The sequence below is a fragment of the Spirosoma sordidisoli genome, from assembly GCF_004138325.1.
Lineage (GTDB): Bacteria > Bacteroidota > Bacteroidia > Cytophagales > Spirosomataceae > Spirosoma > Spirosoma sordidisoli.
In genome coordinates this window covers 186,956-201,539 of record NZ_SBLB01000007.1, presented here as the reverse complement: position 1 = coordinate 201,539, position 14,584 = coordinate 186,956, and the positions used below count along the sequence as shown (strand labels likewise).

Annotated in this window: 10 protein-coding genes; 2 read left to right on the top strand and 8 right to left on the bottom strand. The window is 55.8% G+C overall.

Going from position 1 to position 14,584, the window contains the following annotated elements:
• Nucleotides 1-154 precede the first annotated feature (154 nt).
• Entirely contained in the window at nucleotides 155-463 is a 309-nt protein-coding gene (locus EQG79_RS23385) for an ArsR/SmtB family transcription factor (protein ID WP_077922479.1), read from the top strand.
• Between the two features lie 117 nt (nucleotides 464-580).
• Here the strand turns inward: EQG79_RS23385 and ruvB are convergent, their stop codons facing one another.
• Together ruvB and EQG79_RS23375 are read right to left on the bottom strand one after the other, a co-directional pair.
• Entirely contained in the window at nucleotides 581-1,609 is a 1,029-nt protein-coding gene (ruvB, locus tag EQG79_RS23380; RefSeq protein ID WP_077922213.1) for a Holliday junction branch migration DNA helicase RuvB, read from the bottom strand.
• Nucleotides 1,610-1,709: 100 nt separating this feature from the next.
• Nucleotides 1,710-5,393, bottom strand: a complete 3,684-nt coding sequence (locus tag EQG79_RS23375) for a PKD domain-containing protein (RefSeq protein WP_240699433.1) — start codon at nucleotides 5,391-5,393, stop codon at nucleotides 1,710-1,712.
• A gap of 233 nt (nucleotides 5,394-5,626) precedes the next feature.
• On the opposite strand from EQG79_RS23375, the gene EQG79_RS23370 reads away from it, so the two are divergent.
• Nucleotides 5,627-6,658 (top strand): PorP/SprF family type IX secretion system membrane protein, encoded by a 1,032-nt coding sequence (locus EQG79_RS23370; protein WP_077922214.1) that lies wholly within the window; start codon nucleotides 5,627-5,629, stop codon nucleotides 6,656-6,658.
• Between the two features lie 22 nt (nucleotides 6,659-6,680).
• Here the strand turns inward: EQG79_RS23370 and EQG79_RS23365 are convergent, their stop codons facing one another.
• The 6 genes from EQG79_RS23365 to rpsJ all read right to left on the bottom strand — a co-directional run bounded on the left by EQG79_RS23365 (nucleotide 6,681) and on the right by rpsJ (nucleotide 14,467).
• A complete protein-coding gene (locus tag EQG79_RS23365) occupies nucleotides 6,681-7,937 on the bottom strand; it encodes an aspartate kinase (RefSeq protein ID WP_129604666.1) in 1,257 nt (418 codons plus the stop codon).
• 111 nt (nucleotides 7,938-8,048) lie between these two features.
• A complete protein-coding gene (gene dxs / locus EQG79_RS23360; RefSeq protein WP_129604663.1) occupies nucleotides 8,049-9,983 on the bottom strand; it encodes a 1-deoxy-D-xylulose-5-phosphate synthase in 1,935 nt (644 codons plus the stop codon).
• A 222-nt stretch (nucleotides 9,984-10,205) separates the two neighbouring features.
• Complete coding sequence (locus tag EQG79_RS23355; protein ID WP_077922217.1) at nucleotides 10,206-11,129, bottom strand: rhomboid family intramembrane serine protease; 924 nt, start codon at nucleotides 11,127-11,129, stop codon at nucleotides 10,206-10,208.
• Between the two features lie 2 nt (nucleotides 11,130-11,131).
• Nucleotides 11,132-11,911, bottom strand: coding sequence for a rhomboid family intramembrane serine protease (locus EQG79_RS23350; protein WP_077922218.1), 780 nt, complete (start codon nucleotides 11,909-11,911; stop codon nucleotides 11,132-11,134).
• A 35-nt stretch (nucleotides 11,912-11,946) separates the two neighbouring features.
• Nucleotides 11,947-13,974: a DNA mismatch repair endonuclease MutL gene (gene mutL / locus EQG79_RS23345; protein ID WP_129604661.1), complete on the bottom strand. Its 2,028-nt coding sequence runs from the start codon at nucleotides 13,972-13,974 to the stop codon at nucleotides 11,947-11,949.
• Between the two features lie 187 nt (nucleotides 13,975-14,161).
• The gene (gene rpsJ, locus EQG79_RS23340) at nucleotides 14,162-14,467 is read right to left on the bottom strand and encodes a 30S ribosomal protein S10 (RefSeq protein ID WP_077922220.1); all 306 of its coding nucleotides are present in this window, start codon (nucleotides 14,465-14,467) and stop codon (nucleotides 14,162-14,164) included.
• Between the last annotated feature and the right edge of the window lie 117 nt (nucleotides 14,468-14,584).

Here is a 14,584-nt window from a genome sequence, read left to right as displayed (position 1 = left end):
ATCATATAATAATCAACAAGCTTACATTATAAAATAGGATTAGAGAACCAACCATTAAATAAATACTACTCACGTTCAAGGGCTTATTCGAGCGAGCCGTTTGAATTTAACCTATCTTTTCAACATTAGAGGGCATTCGTTGTACTATAAAATCATGGCTACAGACAAAGTAATGGACGATGAAAAGCGCATAGACAAAGCCGCATATGTACTCAAAGCGGTGGCTCATCCGCTGCGTATCAAAATCATTCAGATGTTGAACGAGAGTACCGAACTAAATGTGTCAACCATTTACAAAAACCTGAATGCCGAACAGTCGCTGATTTCGCACCACCTGATCAACATGCGCGATAAAGGCATACTGGACATCCGGCGCAGCGGCAAAAACATCTACTATTTTCTGGTTGACTCGGCAGTCTCTGACGTCATTGACTGCATTTACAAGAGTAAAATTCTGAACTAGGCATTTGCAGGCTATCCATTACAACGTAGCCTCGCAGAAGCCAAACGGTCGCCAGGAGCGGGACAAGTTGCTGGACTGTCCCGCTCCTGGCGACCGTTTGGCTATGCAGTACCGGGCTTACCCGAACAGATCGCCAGTCTTGTAGTTGGGTACAACCCCCAGGTGGATATAGGCTTTTTCGGTGGCTTCCCGGCCACGCGCCGTTCGCTTCAGAAAGCCTTCCTGAATCAGGAATGGCTCATATACCTCCTCGATGGTTTCAGACTCTTCGCCACAGGCTGTTGCGATGGTAGACAGGCCTACGGGGCCGCCCTTGAACTTTTCGATAATGGTCGACAGAATCCGGTTGTCCATATCGTCGAGTCCGTTCTGGTCGACTTCGAGCGCGCTCAGGGCAATCTCGGCAATCTCTACGTTGATATAACCGTTGCCTTTTACCTGCGCAAAGTCGCGGGTACGGCGGAGCAGGTTGTTGGCAATACGCGGTGTACCGCGGCTCCGACGGGCAATCTCATAGGCCCCCATTTCATCGATCGGCGTTCCCAGAATAGCCGACGAGCGCTGCACGATACTGGTCAGCAGCCGGGCGTCGTAGTATTCGAGCCGGCAGCTGATGCCGAAGCGGGCGCGCAGGGGTGCCGTAAGCATACCGGCGCGGGTCGTAGCGCCGATCAGCGTAAACGGATTCAGCTTGATCTGTACCGTACGGGCGTTCGGGCCCGAGTCGAGCATGATGTCGATTTTATAGTCTTCCATGGCCGAGTACAGATACTCCTCCACGATGGGGTTGAGCCGGTGTATCTCGTCGATGAACAGCACGTCGTTGGGCTGAAGGTTGGTCAGCAACCCGGCCAGGTCGGAAGGCTTGTCGAGCACGGGCCCGGAGGTCATCTTGATATTGGCGTTCAGCTCATTGGCTACGATGTGCGACAGGGTGGTTTTACCCAGGCCCGGCGGGCCGTGCAGCAGCACGTGGTCGAGCGCGTCGCCCCGCTGCTGAGCCGCCCGCACAAACACTTCCAGGTTGTCGAGTATTTTGGCCTGGCCCGTGAAGTCGGAGAACGAGAGCGGCCGGAGCGCCCGTTCGATCTCCTTATCGGTGGCGGTCATGCCGTCGGTAGAGCCTTTCAGAAAGTCGTTTCGCATAGTTTTTTTCCGTACAGACCCCGCCCGTTTCGACCCGAAAAGTCGGGGTATTCGGGCGGGGCCTTTCCTTCAAATTTACGAAAAAAAGCCCGTATTTCCGCTAGCGAATGACCATTACAGTACCCCGTTTTACCATCTTTCCGCGGTCCGGAAACGACTCACTTTTGTACGTTACCGTATACGGATAAACCATGGCCGGGTACATCGTTCCTTTGTAAGTTCCGTCCCATCGCTGCTCCGGACTGTTGCTCACGAAGATCACTTCACCCCAGCGGTTATAGACCTTGAACTCGTACTCGATCACGTAGGCGGTGAAGACCTGAAGCTGGTCGTTTACCCCGTCGTTGTTGGGCGTGAAGGCATCCGGCACGTTGACACGCGGTTCGCACAGATTCAGCACCCGCGAGGTGCCTACGGCCGTACAGCCCTGTACGTCGGTTACGCGCACGCTATAGTCGCCGGCGCGACTGACGGTAATCCGCTGGGTCGTATCGGTTCGCGGACTGAGCCAGCGGTACCGCAGCGTCGGTGCTCCGCCTGCCGATAGCTGAACAATGCCCTGGTCGCCTTCACATAAGGAGGCTTCGCGGGTGAGCGAGAACTGCGGGGGTGGCCGATCGCCGACGCGGACCGAGCTGCGGCCGACGCAACCGTTCTGCGTGTTGCGCACCACAAGGCTGTAAGCGCCCGGCTGGGTGACCGAGATGGTTGGCGAGGTAGCGCCCGTACTCCACTGGTATACGTTGCCCGGTACATCGCCCTCGCGCGGAGCCAGCGTAACCGGATTGCCCAGACACTTGAGCGTATCGGGACCAAGTCGGGCAAAGCCGGTACTGTCGAGCCCGACGGCTATGCTGTCGAGACTGGCTTTACACCCGTTCTGGTCGGTCACCTGCACCTGATAAACGCCCGGCGCAGCCGTGTTGAATACGGCGCTGGTCGATACCGGATTGTTGCTCCGATCCAGCCAGACGTAGGCGGTGGCGGTACCGCCCGTAACCCGCAGACTGATTGTACCGCTGTTAGGCTGGCTACAGAGCGCATCGCGTACCGTGGGCGAGATAGCCAGCTGATTGATCGGCGACCGGAGCGTAAAGGAGCTGTCGGCTTCACAACCATACACGGTGTCGGTGGCCGTTACGGCGTAATTCCCTTCGGGCAGACCGGTTATGCGGTTGATCGTAGCGGGCAGGGTAGCGCCCGCCCCGCCACTCCAGACGTAGGTATAGCTGCCTACCGGGCTGGCTGTCAGCTCAATGGTGCCGTTGGCCGTAGTACAGGCGGTGGGGCCGGTCAGGGCGGCACGAAGCGTGATCTTTGGCAGTTCGTTGACCTGAATCGTATCGGAATTTTCGCAGCCGATGTTGTCTTTAGCCGTAACGAAGTACGTACCCGCCCGCGACACCTGTGAATTTCGTTCCGTGCTGCCGTTGCTCCACTGGAACTGGGTCCAGCGCATCTGCGGCACCGTCAGCGTCACGGCCGATCGGTAGCAGAACACGGTGTCGGGACCCAGGTCGAGCGAGGGAACCGGCCGGATCTGCACTTCGATGGTATCGGTCTTGAAACAGCCTCCGTTGGCTGCAATACCTACCACGTCGTAGAAGCCCGGTCGGGTCAGGGTCAGGGTCTTTTGCCTGCCCGCCACGCGCCCGTTTACGAGCCAGACGTACAGTTTAGCCTCCACTTTCAGATCGAGCGTCAGACCTTTTTTGTTACAGATGGCCGTATCGGCGCCCAGGTTTATATCGGGTGGCGTTTCAACAATCGTGATGGTATCGGTAATGGTCGTGTCTTTACAGATACCGCGGCCGTTGCTGAGCTGGGTAACGATCCGGAGGCTGACCGAATAATCGCCCGGTTGTCGGTACGTATGGGTTTGCGGCTGCAGGGCCGTGGTCGAAACGGGGGCGCTGCCGTCGCCGAAGTTCCAGGTATACGTTTCTTTCAGCTTCGGACAGTTCGGACTGGCCTGAAAAACGGTTGGCTGGTTGGCGCAGGTGTCGGCATAGGTGAAGCCCGGCCCGTTTGACGGATCGTTGAAGTTGGCCACCAGGTTGGGCAGACCCAGCTGACTGGTTTTGCCGCCCAGCGACTGCCCCTCGGGGTTGAACCGCAAACTGTCGAGCAGACCGCCGTTCGGATTCTCGATGGTGCCCAGCGAGCTGCTGCCCTGAATGGCTACGTAGATCCGACCATCGGGACCGATCTGGATGGAGCCATACTGCCGGGTGGTGCTGCTGTCTACCACCGTTCGGGATCGGGTCAGCAGCGAGTCGCGCAGGTTAAGGTCGTATTTAAGAATGTACGACGAGCCCTTCTGGCTTCCATCGGCGTTGGTATCGGCCAGCATGGTTACGTACAGGCTTTTGCCGTCGGGCGAGAACTCGACCCCGTAGGCTTTGGGCGGGGCTGGCCCAAGATCGATCGTTCGATCGAAGGTCAGGTTACCCGTCGAATCGTTGAAGGTGAACAGATCGACGGAGTTTTTGGGTGGGCCGGGTACCACGACCGCCATGGGCCGGTTGCCTGCGTTCCCACCGGTCGTATCGGCCGGGCCGATCTTGATGTAGCCTTCGGCGTTGGCCAGTGAGTCGAGCGTTTGTCCGCCAGTGAAGGTCTTTACAGACGGATTTTCTTCGCGGGTCAGGTGTCGGACTTCAAACTGATTGGTACCGAAAACGCGGGTGATGACCCAGTAGGTAGAGTCGCGGTCGTTGCGGACCGAGGCCGATTGCTCGGTGCCTTTGCCCGGCTCGGTAACCGGAATGTTTTTCTGGACAACGGCTCCTTTACCGCCATTCTGCCGCATATCGACAATGCTGTAGGTCAGCTGTTTCTGGCCGCGCACCTCCGAGGTGGTATAGATGTAATACAGGTACTCGCAGCCCCGGCAGGTGGGTTTGGGAACGATGAGCGCCGATTGGGTAGAGTTTTTATTACCTCCCAGCGGAATGGGCGTAGCCGTAGCCGACGAGTCGCGCGGGTCCAGCGACTTGAGTGGTTTGCCGTCTTTGCCGTATACGGTTATTCCGTCGGTGTAGAACAGCAGTATGCCTTTGGTATTAGCAATGGACGACGAGCCTTCGATGGTATTTAGGGTTCCGTCTTCGATCGGTTCCGGATTGCCGCCCCCGGCAAAGTCGAGTCCGGCGTTCTGACCAAAGTACCATTTCACCCCCTGCGACTGCGGCCGTTCACCACAGACCGACACGTTGATTCGGTCCTGGTACGAGCAGCCCGTATTGGGGTCGATGGCTTCGACAGAATAACAACCCGAGCTATCGACCTGTATAGTCTGGGTCGTATCGCCTTTGGGGTACCAGAGAAATTTGTAGCCCGAAGGCGGGGGGCCGCTCGCGTAGGGATCGAGGGTGATTCGTTCGCCGATACAGATGGTCGTATCGGTTCGCCAGCTGGCAAAAGGCTGGGGCCGGTTATTGATGGTGATCAGTCGCTCTACGGTTTGGGTAACTGTGCCGCTAAGCGTTCGGGTCAGAGTAACCGTATAAGTACCAGCGGTCTGGTAGACATGACGGGCAAACGTACTATTCTGTGTAGTCAGCGACGATCCGCCATCGCCAAAATTCCAGACCCGGGTCGTTACGCCGGTACTGACACTATCGGTAAACAGCAGCGAATCGGCCTTACACTCCTGATCGGGAACACAGGCTTTGCCACTCACGCTAAATCCCCGCTGCGCCAGGGCTGTTGTCAGTCCTGCCAGCAGAAACAGCACCAGCCAGAGGCCGGCAAACCGAGTAAACCCATTAGACGTATACATGTATGATCACTGAAAAGCCCGCTCTACTCAAATTCAACCCTCCACATAACAGACAACGGGGGCATTACGTTAGTATAAACGAAGCAGTTGCTCTAAAATTTTATCGCCTGTTGGCCGTTAAAGGGCAATGAAACCGACTAATTTTATAGGCTGTTTCCGCCCCTAATACTGGTTTTTCGCTGCCAGCGTTGCAAGTCTAAAAATTGGCCCATTCTTTGCCCGAGTTAATCCATATGAGTAAGAAATACGTACTGATGTTGTGGGCGCTGGCCCTCGCCCGGCTGGCCGTTGCGCAGGACCCGCAGTTTACGCAGTTCTATGCGGCCCCGCAGTATCTGAATCCAGCGTTTGCCGGGTCGGCGCTGGCTCCGCGCATCACCGCCAACTACCGGAACCAGTGGCCTGCTATCACGAACTACGTAACCAGCATGGTTGGTGTGGATCATTACATCGACCGCTTCAACAGTGGCGTCGGTTTGCTGATCATGAACGATAATCAGGGCCAGGGCCGCATCCAGTCGACAGAAATTGGCCTGCAATATGCTTACCAGTTCCAGGTTAGTGAGACCTCTTTTATGCGGTTAGGGTTGCAAGGCTCCTATGTTAACCGGAATATCAACTACTTTGGTTTGACAACCGGCGATCAGTTCACCGACCGGGGCTTCATTACCGGCAGCGTATCGGGCGATCCGACCTTACAGGGTGGTATGCCCCGCAACAAATACGTCGACTTCTCAACGGGCGGGCTTTTCTATTCCGACTGGTTCTGGATTGGCGCTGCGGCTCACCACATCAACCGCCCCGACCAGGGATTTTTTGTTGGCGGTCAGGATCGGTTACCCATGAAGGGCAGTATTCACGCCGGGCTGCGTATTCCGCTGATGGGCTTCACGGGACTGGCCGACGAGCAGGACCGCGAAATCAGCTTCTCGCCGGTGATTCTTTACAAGTTTCAGGGCAAATATGACCAGCTGGATCTGGGCGCTTACCTGACCTATGCCCCGCTGACAGTCGGTGCCTACTACCGCGGCATTCCGTTCAAGAAGTACAACCAGACCATCAACAACCACGATGCGCTGGCGCTGCTGGCTGGCTACCGCATGGACCAGTTCTCCATTGGCTACAGCTATGACGTGACCGTATCGACGCTCGGCAACAGCGGAGGCTCGCACGAACTGTCGCTGTCGTACATTTTCGAGAAACCCGAAGGTCGTCGTGCTGGCGTACGGAAACGCAGCAAGAAACTGCCCTGCCCCAAATTCTGACGGGGTGTGTTGATTCTCTCTCTTACAGGTTCTTTACAACCAGTTGCGCCGTATAGCGGCTTTTTTGCTCCAGCAGCAGTTTCTTATCGACCAGTACGCGGTCGATGGTCGGCTGGTCGTAGTGCCGGATCGTGATCAGCTCCAGCCCGTCGTTGTAGGTTACCCGGAAATCCTGCCGCAGCACCGTCAGTAAGGCTGGCAACCGGTCGGGGTTGTTGTCGACCACCACCGAGAAGCTGATGGCCGTGTTCTGCATCAGGTTTATTTTTACCCCTACCTGCGCAAACCGTCCGAATATCCGGCTCAGGTTATCTTCGGCTATGAACGAGAAATCGTTCGGGTGCAGCGAAATCAAAACCTGATTTACTTTGAAGATAAACGACGGGGTGGTGAGTCGCTGCTCTACATTGCCGATCATCGTACCTGGCGCGCCGGGCTGTACGAACGATCGTACGTACAACGGAATCCCTTTGTTCTGCAGCGGTTTCATCGTTTTGGGGTGAATAACCGTCGCGCCGTAATACGCCAGTTCGATAGCATCCTGGTAAGTCAGCTTCTCGAGCAGCACTGTCTCGTCAAAATATTTGGGGTCAGCGTTGAGTACGCCCGGTACGTCTTTCCAGATCGTTACGCTTTCGGCATCGAGGCAGTAGGCAAAAATAGCGGCTGTATAGTCGGATCCTTCGCGGCCGAGTGTCGTTGTACGGTAGCCGGTCCCGTCGGGCGAACCCGTCTGCCCAATGAATCCCTGGGTAATGGTTGTCACCGGACCCTTTACGGTTTTCACTATACGTTGCTGGGTGGCGTCCCAGTCTACCCGTCCTTCGCGGAAAGTGGCGTCAGTACGAACCACTTCACGTGCATCGACCCACCGAACCGGTAATCCGATATGACTCAGGTAAGCAGCTACAATCTGCGTCGAGAGTAACTCCCCTATCGATACGATCTGGTCGTAGGTCTCGTCATACCGGGCCGATGGCGGCCGGCGGAGGTAGTCGGACAGCGTACGGAGGGTCTGGTGAACAGCCGAGAAATCGCCCCCTGCCAGCTCACCCATGATCGACTCGTGGTAGGTTTGCAGGATTTGCAGTTGTCGCTGCAGCTCGTCGGCCTGCCGGTTCATGTAGGCCCGCACCACTTCTTCGAGTGCGTTGGTTGTTTTACCCATGGCCGAAATAACCACAACGGCACCCTGACCCTGGGCCTGAACAATATCGGCCAGATTACGCACGCCGGCCGCGTCTTTTACCGACGCACCCCCAAACTTGAAAACTTTCATAGGTCTATAAACGACACAAACACGGGCCGAACCCATCAGACGGATTAGAACGGCTATGGTTTCCGTACCAATCGGTCTGATCGGTTCAACCCGTGTTGCTGATAATAACTCTTATACGACGACCGGCCGACCTGTAAACAGCAGTTCACGAACGGCTTCGGCAATACCGGCCGGGTCGAAGCCGCACTCGCGGTGTAGTTCAATCTGTTCGCCGTGTTCGATAACCGCGTCGGGGATACCCAGCCGCTTCACGCGGGCCATGTAGCCATGCTCGGCCATAAACTCCAGCACGGCGCTGCCAAACCCACCCATAACGCAGCCATCCTCGACGGTAACGATCCGATCGAAGCGGTTGAAGATCTGGTGGAGCAGCTCTTCATCGAGGGGCTTTACATAACGCATGTCGAAATGCGCCGGTTTGACACCTTCTTTAGCCAGCATCTGCGTGGCCTGAATGGCGTAGTTTCCGATATGACCGATGGTCAGAATAGCTACATCCTCTCCGTCCTGGATCATCTGGCCTTTGCCCACCACCTGTTTCTCGAACGGTGTGCGCCAGTCGGGCATAACGCCTTCGCCCCGTGGGTACCGGATCGTAAAGGCCTGTTTACCCTGCTGAACCTCGTCCGATGCCGCCGTGAACATCATGTTCCGCAGCTCCTGCTCGTTCATGGGTGCGGCCACGATCATATTGGGAACACAGCGCATGTAGGCCAGGTCATAGGCACCGTGGTGCGTTGGCCCGTCGGCACCGGCAAAACCGGCGCGGTCGAGGCAGAAGATAACCGGCAGCTCCTGAATACAAACGTCGTGGATAACCTGATCATAGGCCCGCTGCATGAAGGTCGAGTAGATGTTACAGAACACTACTTCGCCCTGCGTTGCCATACCAGCCGAGAACGTAACGGCATGCTGCTCGGCAATACCGACGTCGAAGGCGCGGTCGGGCATGGCCTTCATCATGATATTCATGGATGAACCCGAGGGCATAGCTGGCGTAACGCCCACGACGCGCGGATTTTGTTGAGCCAGCTCGACCAGCGTATTGCCGAACACGTCCTGGTACTTGGGCGGCTGGGGCGTATCGTATACTTTTTTCTGGATCACCCCCGTCACCTTATCGAACAGACCGGGCGCGTGCCATTTGGTCTGGTCTTTCTCGGCAGGAGCATATCCTTTTCCCTTGACCGTCAGCACGTGCAGCAGCTTGGGACCGGGAATATGTTTCAGATCATCGAGCACACTGACCAGATGATCGATATCGTGTCCGTCGATCGGGCCAAAATAGCGGAGGTGGAGCGACTCGAACAGGTTGCTCTGTTCCAGCAGCGAACTCTTGATGCCCGACTGCACCTGCGATACCAGTTCCTGGGCCGTTTTGCCGAGCTTGTCCATTTTGCCCAGCAGATTCCAGATCTCGTCTTTGACCTTGTTATACGTCTGCGATGTCGTAATGTCGGTCAGGTACTCCCGAAGCGCGCCCACGTTGGGGTCTATGCTCATGCAGTTGTCGTTGAGGACAATAAGCAGATTGCTGTCGGTAGCGCCGGCATGGTTCATGCCCTCGAAAGCCTCACCCGCGGTCAGGGCGCCATCGCCGATAACCGCAATGTGGCTCCGCTCGGTATTTCCCTGAAGCTGCGAAGCCACCGCCATGCCCAGCGCTGCCGAGATGGAGGTTGAGGAGTGCCCGACACCAAACGCGTCGTACGCGCTCTCTTTTCGCTTGGGAAAGCCCGACAGGCCTTTGTAGAACCGCTGGGTATGGAAGCGATCCCGCCGACCGGTCAGAATCTTGTGTCCGTAGGCCTGGTGACCTACGTCCCAGATCAGCTGGTCGTCGGGTGTATTGAAGACGTAATGCAGGGCAACAGTCAGCTCAACCACGCCCAGGCTGGCCCCGAAATGGCCACCATAGACCGACACATCGTCGATAATGAATTGGCGGAGTTCGTCGGCAAGTTGCGGGAGCTGGGTCTTGCTGAGCTTGCGAAGATCATCAGGCGTGTTAACGGTGGCTAACAGGGGGCCGGGGGTAATCAGCATGGTAGGTAGCAGAAAAACGTCTGTCTCACAACAACAAACGTACAAAGTACAATGTTTCCTTCGGCTGTTTGCTCATCCACTGGGGGTGCGAAAGTACGACTAAATTTGCCAATTATGAAAAATCGAAGCCCGGCCGTCTGCATACATACGTAGTGAACGGAGGCTTCGATTCGTAAGGGCAATAGAACCCGGGTAGGAGAAACACCGATACAAAGCGGTCGTTTAATTTCGCTGGCTGGCCCGGAAGAGCTTTTGTTTTTCTTCCCGGGTCAGGCTTTCGTAACCCGAGCGCGATATCTTATCCAGGATAGTGTCTACTTCATCCTGATCGGGAGTAGACAGGGTTGACGACGAGGTGCCGGCAGCCGCGTAGGTGCTGGCCTGGGTGTTGGCGTTGCTCCGCTGGCGGTACGACACTTTTACGGCTGGTTTCGGCTTCAGCAGGTTGCTCCAGCCATCGGCAATCCAGTAAATCGGTCGCCCGAGGTCGGTTCCGTTCTGCAGCATCTTCACGTACATGAAGCCCATCAGCGCCCCGCCGAGGTGAGCCAGGTTGCCACCGGCGTTGGACCCCGCCGACTGGGCTACTGACAAAATGATGAAGAAAAAGACGATGTATTTGATCCGGACAGGACCGAAGAAAAGCAGGTGAAATGTGTAATTCGGCAGCAGTGTGGCAGCCCCTACCGCCACCGAGAACGCAGCGGCCGACGCACCCAGCATACGGGCCGTATCGGACTGGTTCTGGAAGTAAGGCACCGTGTTGTACATCAGCAGGTAGAGCAGACCACCGGCAATACCGCCCATAAAGTATAGCCCGATCAGCCGGCGGTTACCCAGGTATTCGTCGATGAGCCGGCCAAACCAGTACAAAAAGAGCATGTTGTACAGGATATGGAAAATTTCGTCATGAGCGAAGAAATAGGTGAACAGCGTCCAGGGTTTATGCAGGAACGCATTGATCTCACCCGGAATCATGATCTGCTCCCGAACCAGATAATAGAACGGCAGCCGGTCTGCCATAGTCAAACCAACTTTCGACAACAGCAGTACCAGAAATACGACAGTATTGACCAATATCAATTGCACCAACGTATTGTTGGGCTTATTGAATTCGCTCCGAAAATCATCTAACAACCCGCTCATCACTAATAAAACGTTTTTCGTTGTGAACCCCAGTATTTCACCAGTATAAATGCAAATAGCATACCACCAATATGGGCGAAGTGCGCTACGTTGTCACTTTGTGCCCGATACAAACCCGAGTAGACTTCAACAGCCCCGTAAAAGATAACGAGGTATTTGGCTTTGATCGGTATAGGTGGAAACAATAAAAATAGCTGAGTGTTCGGAAACAACAGCCCAAATCCCATGATTACACCAAATATTGCACCCGACGCCCCAACCATTGGCTGGTCGACCTGTTCCTGATACAACCGATTGACAATCTGAAGGCTACCGTCTATCAGTTGCGGGTTTGTCGGCTGCTGCTCGAAGCGATCGATAAACGCGGCTGCCTGATCGTAGAACGACTGCGCCTGTGTGTCAACGAACGCAATAAAACCCGCGGGTGTCGGATTGGCCCGGTAGTCCCGGACCGACTCATATACGTCGCGAATTTCGAAGTAGTTTATGCCGGAAAATAAAAGAGCCGCTCCGATGCCGCAGAAAAAATAAAAAAACGTGAATCGGCGCGCCCCCCAGTATCGTTCCAGCATCGGTCCAAACACGATCAGACCAATCATGTTACTCAAAATGTGGTTGAACCCGCCATGCAGGAACATGTGCGTGAGCAACTGAATGGGATTGAATCGATCCGACAGGAACGAGTGTAATCCAAACTGACTAATAATGGCATCGTTCGTGACGATGAAAACCAGGACATTAAGAATCAGTAAAGCACGAACAACCGGCGTAAAAGCAAACATCTTCTAGGGACAATTTACTCAAAGTAACCCATTTCTCATCGAAAAAGTCCCGCAATCTTATCCAACGTCAGCACAACGGTAACCGGCTCGCCGGTTGGTGTATAGCTCGGATTCGTTGACGCAAATAGTTGGTCTATCAGCGCTTTGCGTTCGGTTACACTGAGTCGTGATACATGCCGCTGCGACGACCGTCGGGCCAGCGACCGGGCCATGGACTCGACGCGGTCCAGCTTGAGCCGCCCTGTATCGACCCGGATCTGGGCCAATAGGTTGGCAAACAATTCTTCTTCGTTTTCGCCGGTTGTCAGGGCCGGTACGCCCCGGATCACCAGCGTGTTCTGCCCCAGCTCGTCAAATTCGAAGCCGAGACTCATCAGGTCGTCGCGCAGGTCGAGCGCCAGCTGGCAGTCAACGGGCGATAGGGTAACGGTTTTCGGAAACAGCAGCTGCTGCGACGACCCGCTCCGTTTGGTCAGCGCCGAATGGAACTGGTCGTACAGGATTCGCTCATAGGCGCGCCGTTGATCAATCAGCACCATGCCCGACTTGACCGGAGCCAGCAGATACCGATTTTGCAGCTGCATGATGTTATCGCCCTCCACACCGACCGGCACTGCCGATTCGTCGGTCTCGACGGGCACCTGAAGCTGGTTGGCGCGGCTACTCAGCGTAACGGGCTGCTCGGCCAGTGGCGGTGGTGTCTGGGCAGGGCCCAGCCAGTCGCCGGTGGGTTCGGGTGTCGATTCGGTACGGGCGGGCGTGTCGGCGCCCGCAACGCCTTCGTACAGCGCCTGCCAGTTATTGACCGACGAGCGGGTACTGGCCGAGCTGCGGGGCATGTCGAAGCTACTGCCAGCCGCCCGGTCGAGCGATTCGTTGCGGAGCGAAGGGCGTTCGGTAGCCGGGGACGAAGCAGGCCGGGAAGCCGCCTTGTCGGTTGCCCAGGACGGGGTAATCGGTTTGGGCAGTGAACCGCTGTCGGGGGTTTTGCTGGCTGGCCCGGCCGGGGCGCTGCCCGGACGGGCGCCCGACAGAAAGTTAACGTCCGAATCGAAGTCGAGCGAGGGCGACAGGTTATACAACCCGACCGCTTTCCGAACGGCCGCCATCATGATGGCATAAACCGACCGCTCGTCGTCGAACTTGATTTCGGTTTTAGTCGGGTGGATGTTAATATCGATATGCGACGGGTCGATCTCGATAAACAGGACATAAAACGGATGGCTTCCCTCGGGCAGGGTTCCCTCATACGCCCCCACTACCGCGTGGTGCAGGTAGTTGTGCTTGATGTAGCGGTTGTTGACAAAGAAAAACTGCTCGTTACGCGCCTTCTTGGCCGACTCCGGTTTTCCGATATACCCGTGTACGGTGACGTAGGGTGTTTTTTCTTCGCAGAAGTTAAGCTGCTCGCGGTAGTTCTTGCCAAACATGTCGACAATACGCCGACTCAGCTTCCCCGCGGGCAGGTTGTAGATTTCCTGATCGTTGTGGAAGAGCGAGAACGCCACTTCCGGATTGGCCAGCGCCACCCGCTGAAACTCGTCGAGGATGTGGCGCATCTCGACCGAGTTCGACTTCAGAAAATTACGCCGGGCAGGTACGTTGAAAAACAGGTTCTTGATGAGCAGGTTTGTACCGGGCAGGCACGAGATCGATTCCTGCGCTTTTATATCCGAGCCTTCTATACGAATCAGCGTGCCGAGTTCGTCGTCGGCCCGGCGCGTCCGCATCTCAACCTGCGCCACGGCTGCGATAGACGCCAGCGCTTCGCCCCGAAAGCCCATGGTCCGAATCCGGAACAGATCATCCGACGTGCGAATCTTGGAGGTAGCGTGCCGCTCGAAGCTCATGCGGGCGTCGGTTTCGGTCATGCCCAGGCCGTCGTCAACGATCTGAATCAGGTTACGACCAGCTTCCCGAATGATGACCTGAATAGATTTCGCCTTAGCATCGACCGAGTTCTCCAGCAGTTCTTTCACGACCGAGGCCGGCCGCTGCACCACTTCACCAGCCGCAATCTGGTTGGCAATCGAGTCGGGCAGTAGCTGAATGACGTTGTGCATGACAAAGAAGATGACGTTGGCCAGACCGGCCCGGATACAGTTCCGGAAACCGACGATCTACACGGGAAACAGGTTAGCCGGGCGTATAATTCAACTAAAATATAGAATAATTGATTAGCAAAAAGCCGCAAGCCCGAACCAGAACTGGTTTCGTACTTGCGGCCTGCTAAGCCATGCGCAACTACCGTTAGACTTTGATTTCTACGTCGACGCCACTGGGCAGTTCGAGTTTCATCAGGGCATCAACGGTTTTAGCGCTGCTGCTGTAGATATCGACCAGGCGTTTGTAGGTGCAAAGCTGGAACTGCTCCCGCGCTTTCTTGTTCACGTGGGGCGACCGCAGTACGGTATAAATTTCTTTATCGGTAGGCAGGGGGATGGGCCCGCTCACGATAGCACCCGTTGATTTGACCGCTTTTACGATCTTCTCGGCTGACTTGTCGACCAGCATGTGATCGAACGACTTCAGCTTAATGCGAATTTTCTGGCTCATTCTATTGTGGTTCGTTAGATGATAACACCCGCCGAAAGAACCATTTACTCCGGTCGGGTGGCTAAATGCGGGTGCAAAGGTACGAAAAATCTGTACGGCAAAAAACGGCCGCTCACA

What these genes read in the sequence shown, in the direction of transcription:
- EQG79_RS23375 (WP_240699433.1), bottom strand. Translation starts at nt 5,393, where the DNA reads ATGTATACGTCTAATGGGTTTACTCGGTTTGCCGGCCTCTGGCTGGTG.
- EQG79_RS23370 (WP_077922214.1), top strand. Translation starts at nt 5,627, where the DNA reads ATGAGTAAGAAATACGTACTGATGTTGTGGGCGCTGGCCCTCGCCCGG.
- ruvB (WP_077922213.1), bottom strand. Translation starts at nt 1,609, where the DNA reads ATGCGAAACGACTTTCTGAAAGGCTCTACCGACGGCATGACCGCCACC.
- EQG79_RS23365 (WP_129604666.1), bottom strand. Translation starts at nt 7,937, where the DNA reads ATGAAAGTTTTCAAGTTTGGGGGTGCGTCGGTAAAAGACGCGGCCGGC.
- EQG79_RS23385 (WP_077922479.1), top strand. Translation starts at nt 155, where the DNA reads ATGGCTACAGACAAAGTAATGGACGATGAAAAGCGCATAGACAAAGCC.
- EQG79_RS23350 (WP_077922218.1), bottom strand. Translation starts at nt 11,911, where the DNA reads ATGTTTGCTTTTACGCCGGTTGTTCGTGCTTTACTGATTCTTAATGTC.
- mutL (WP_129604661.1), bottom strand. Translation starts at nt 13,974, where the DNA reads ATGCACAACGTCATTCAGCTACTGCCCGACTCGATTGCCAACCAGATT.
- rpsJ (WP_077922220.1), bottom strand. Translation starts at nt 14,467, where the DNA reads ATGAGCCAGAAAATTCGCATTAAGCTGAAGTCGTTCGATCACATGCTG.
- EQG79_RS23355 (WP_077922217.1), bottom strand. Translation starts at nt 11,129, where the DNA reads ATGAGCGGGTTGTTAGATGATTTTCGGAGCGAATTCAATAAGCCCAAC.
- dxs (WP_129604663.1), bottom strand. Translation starts at nt 9,983, where the DNA reads ATGCTGATTACCCCCGGCCCCCTGTTAGCCACCGTTAACACGCCTGAT.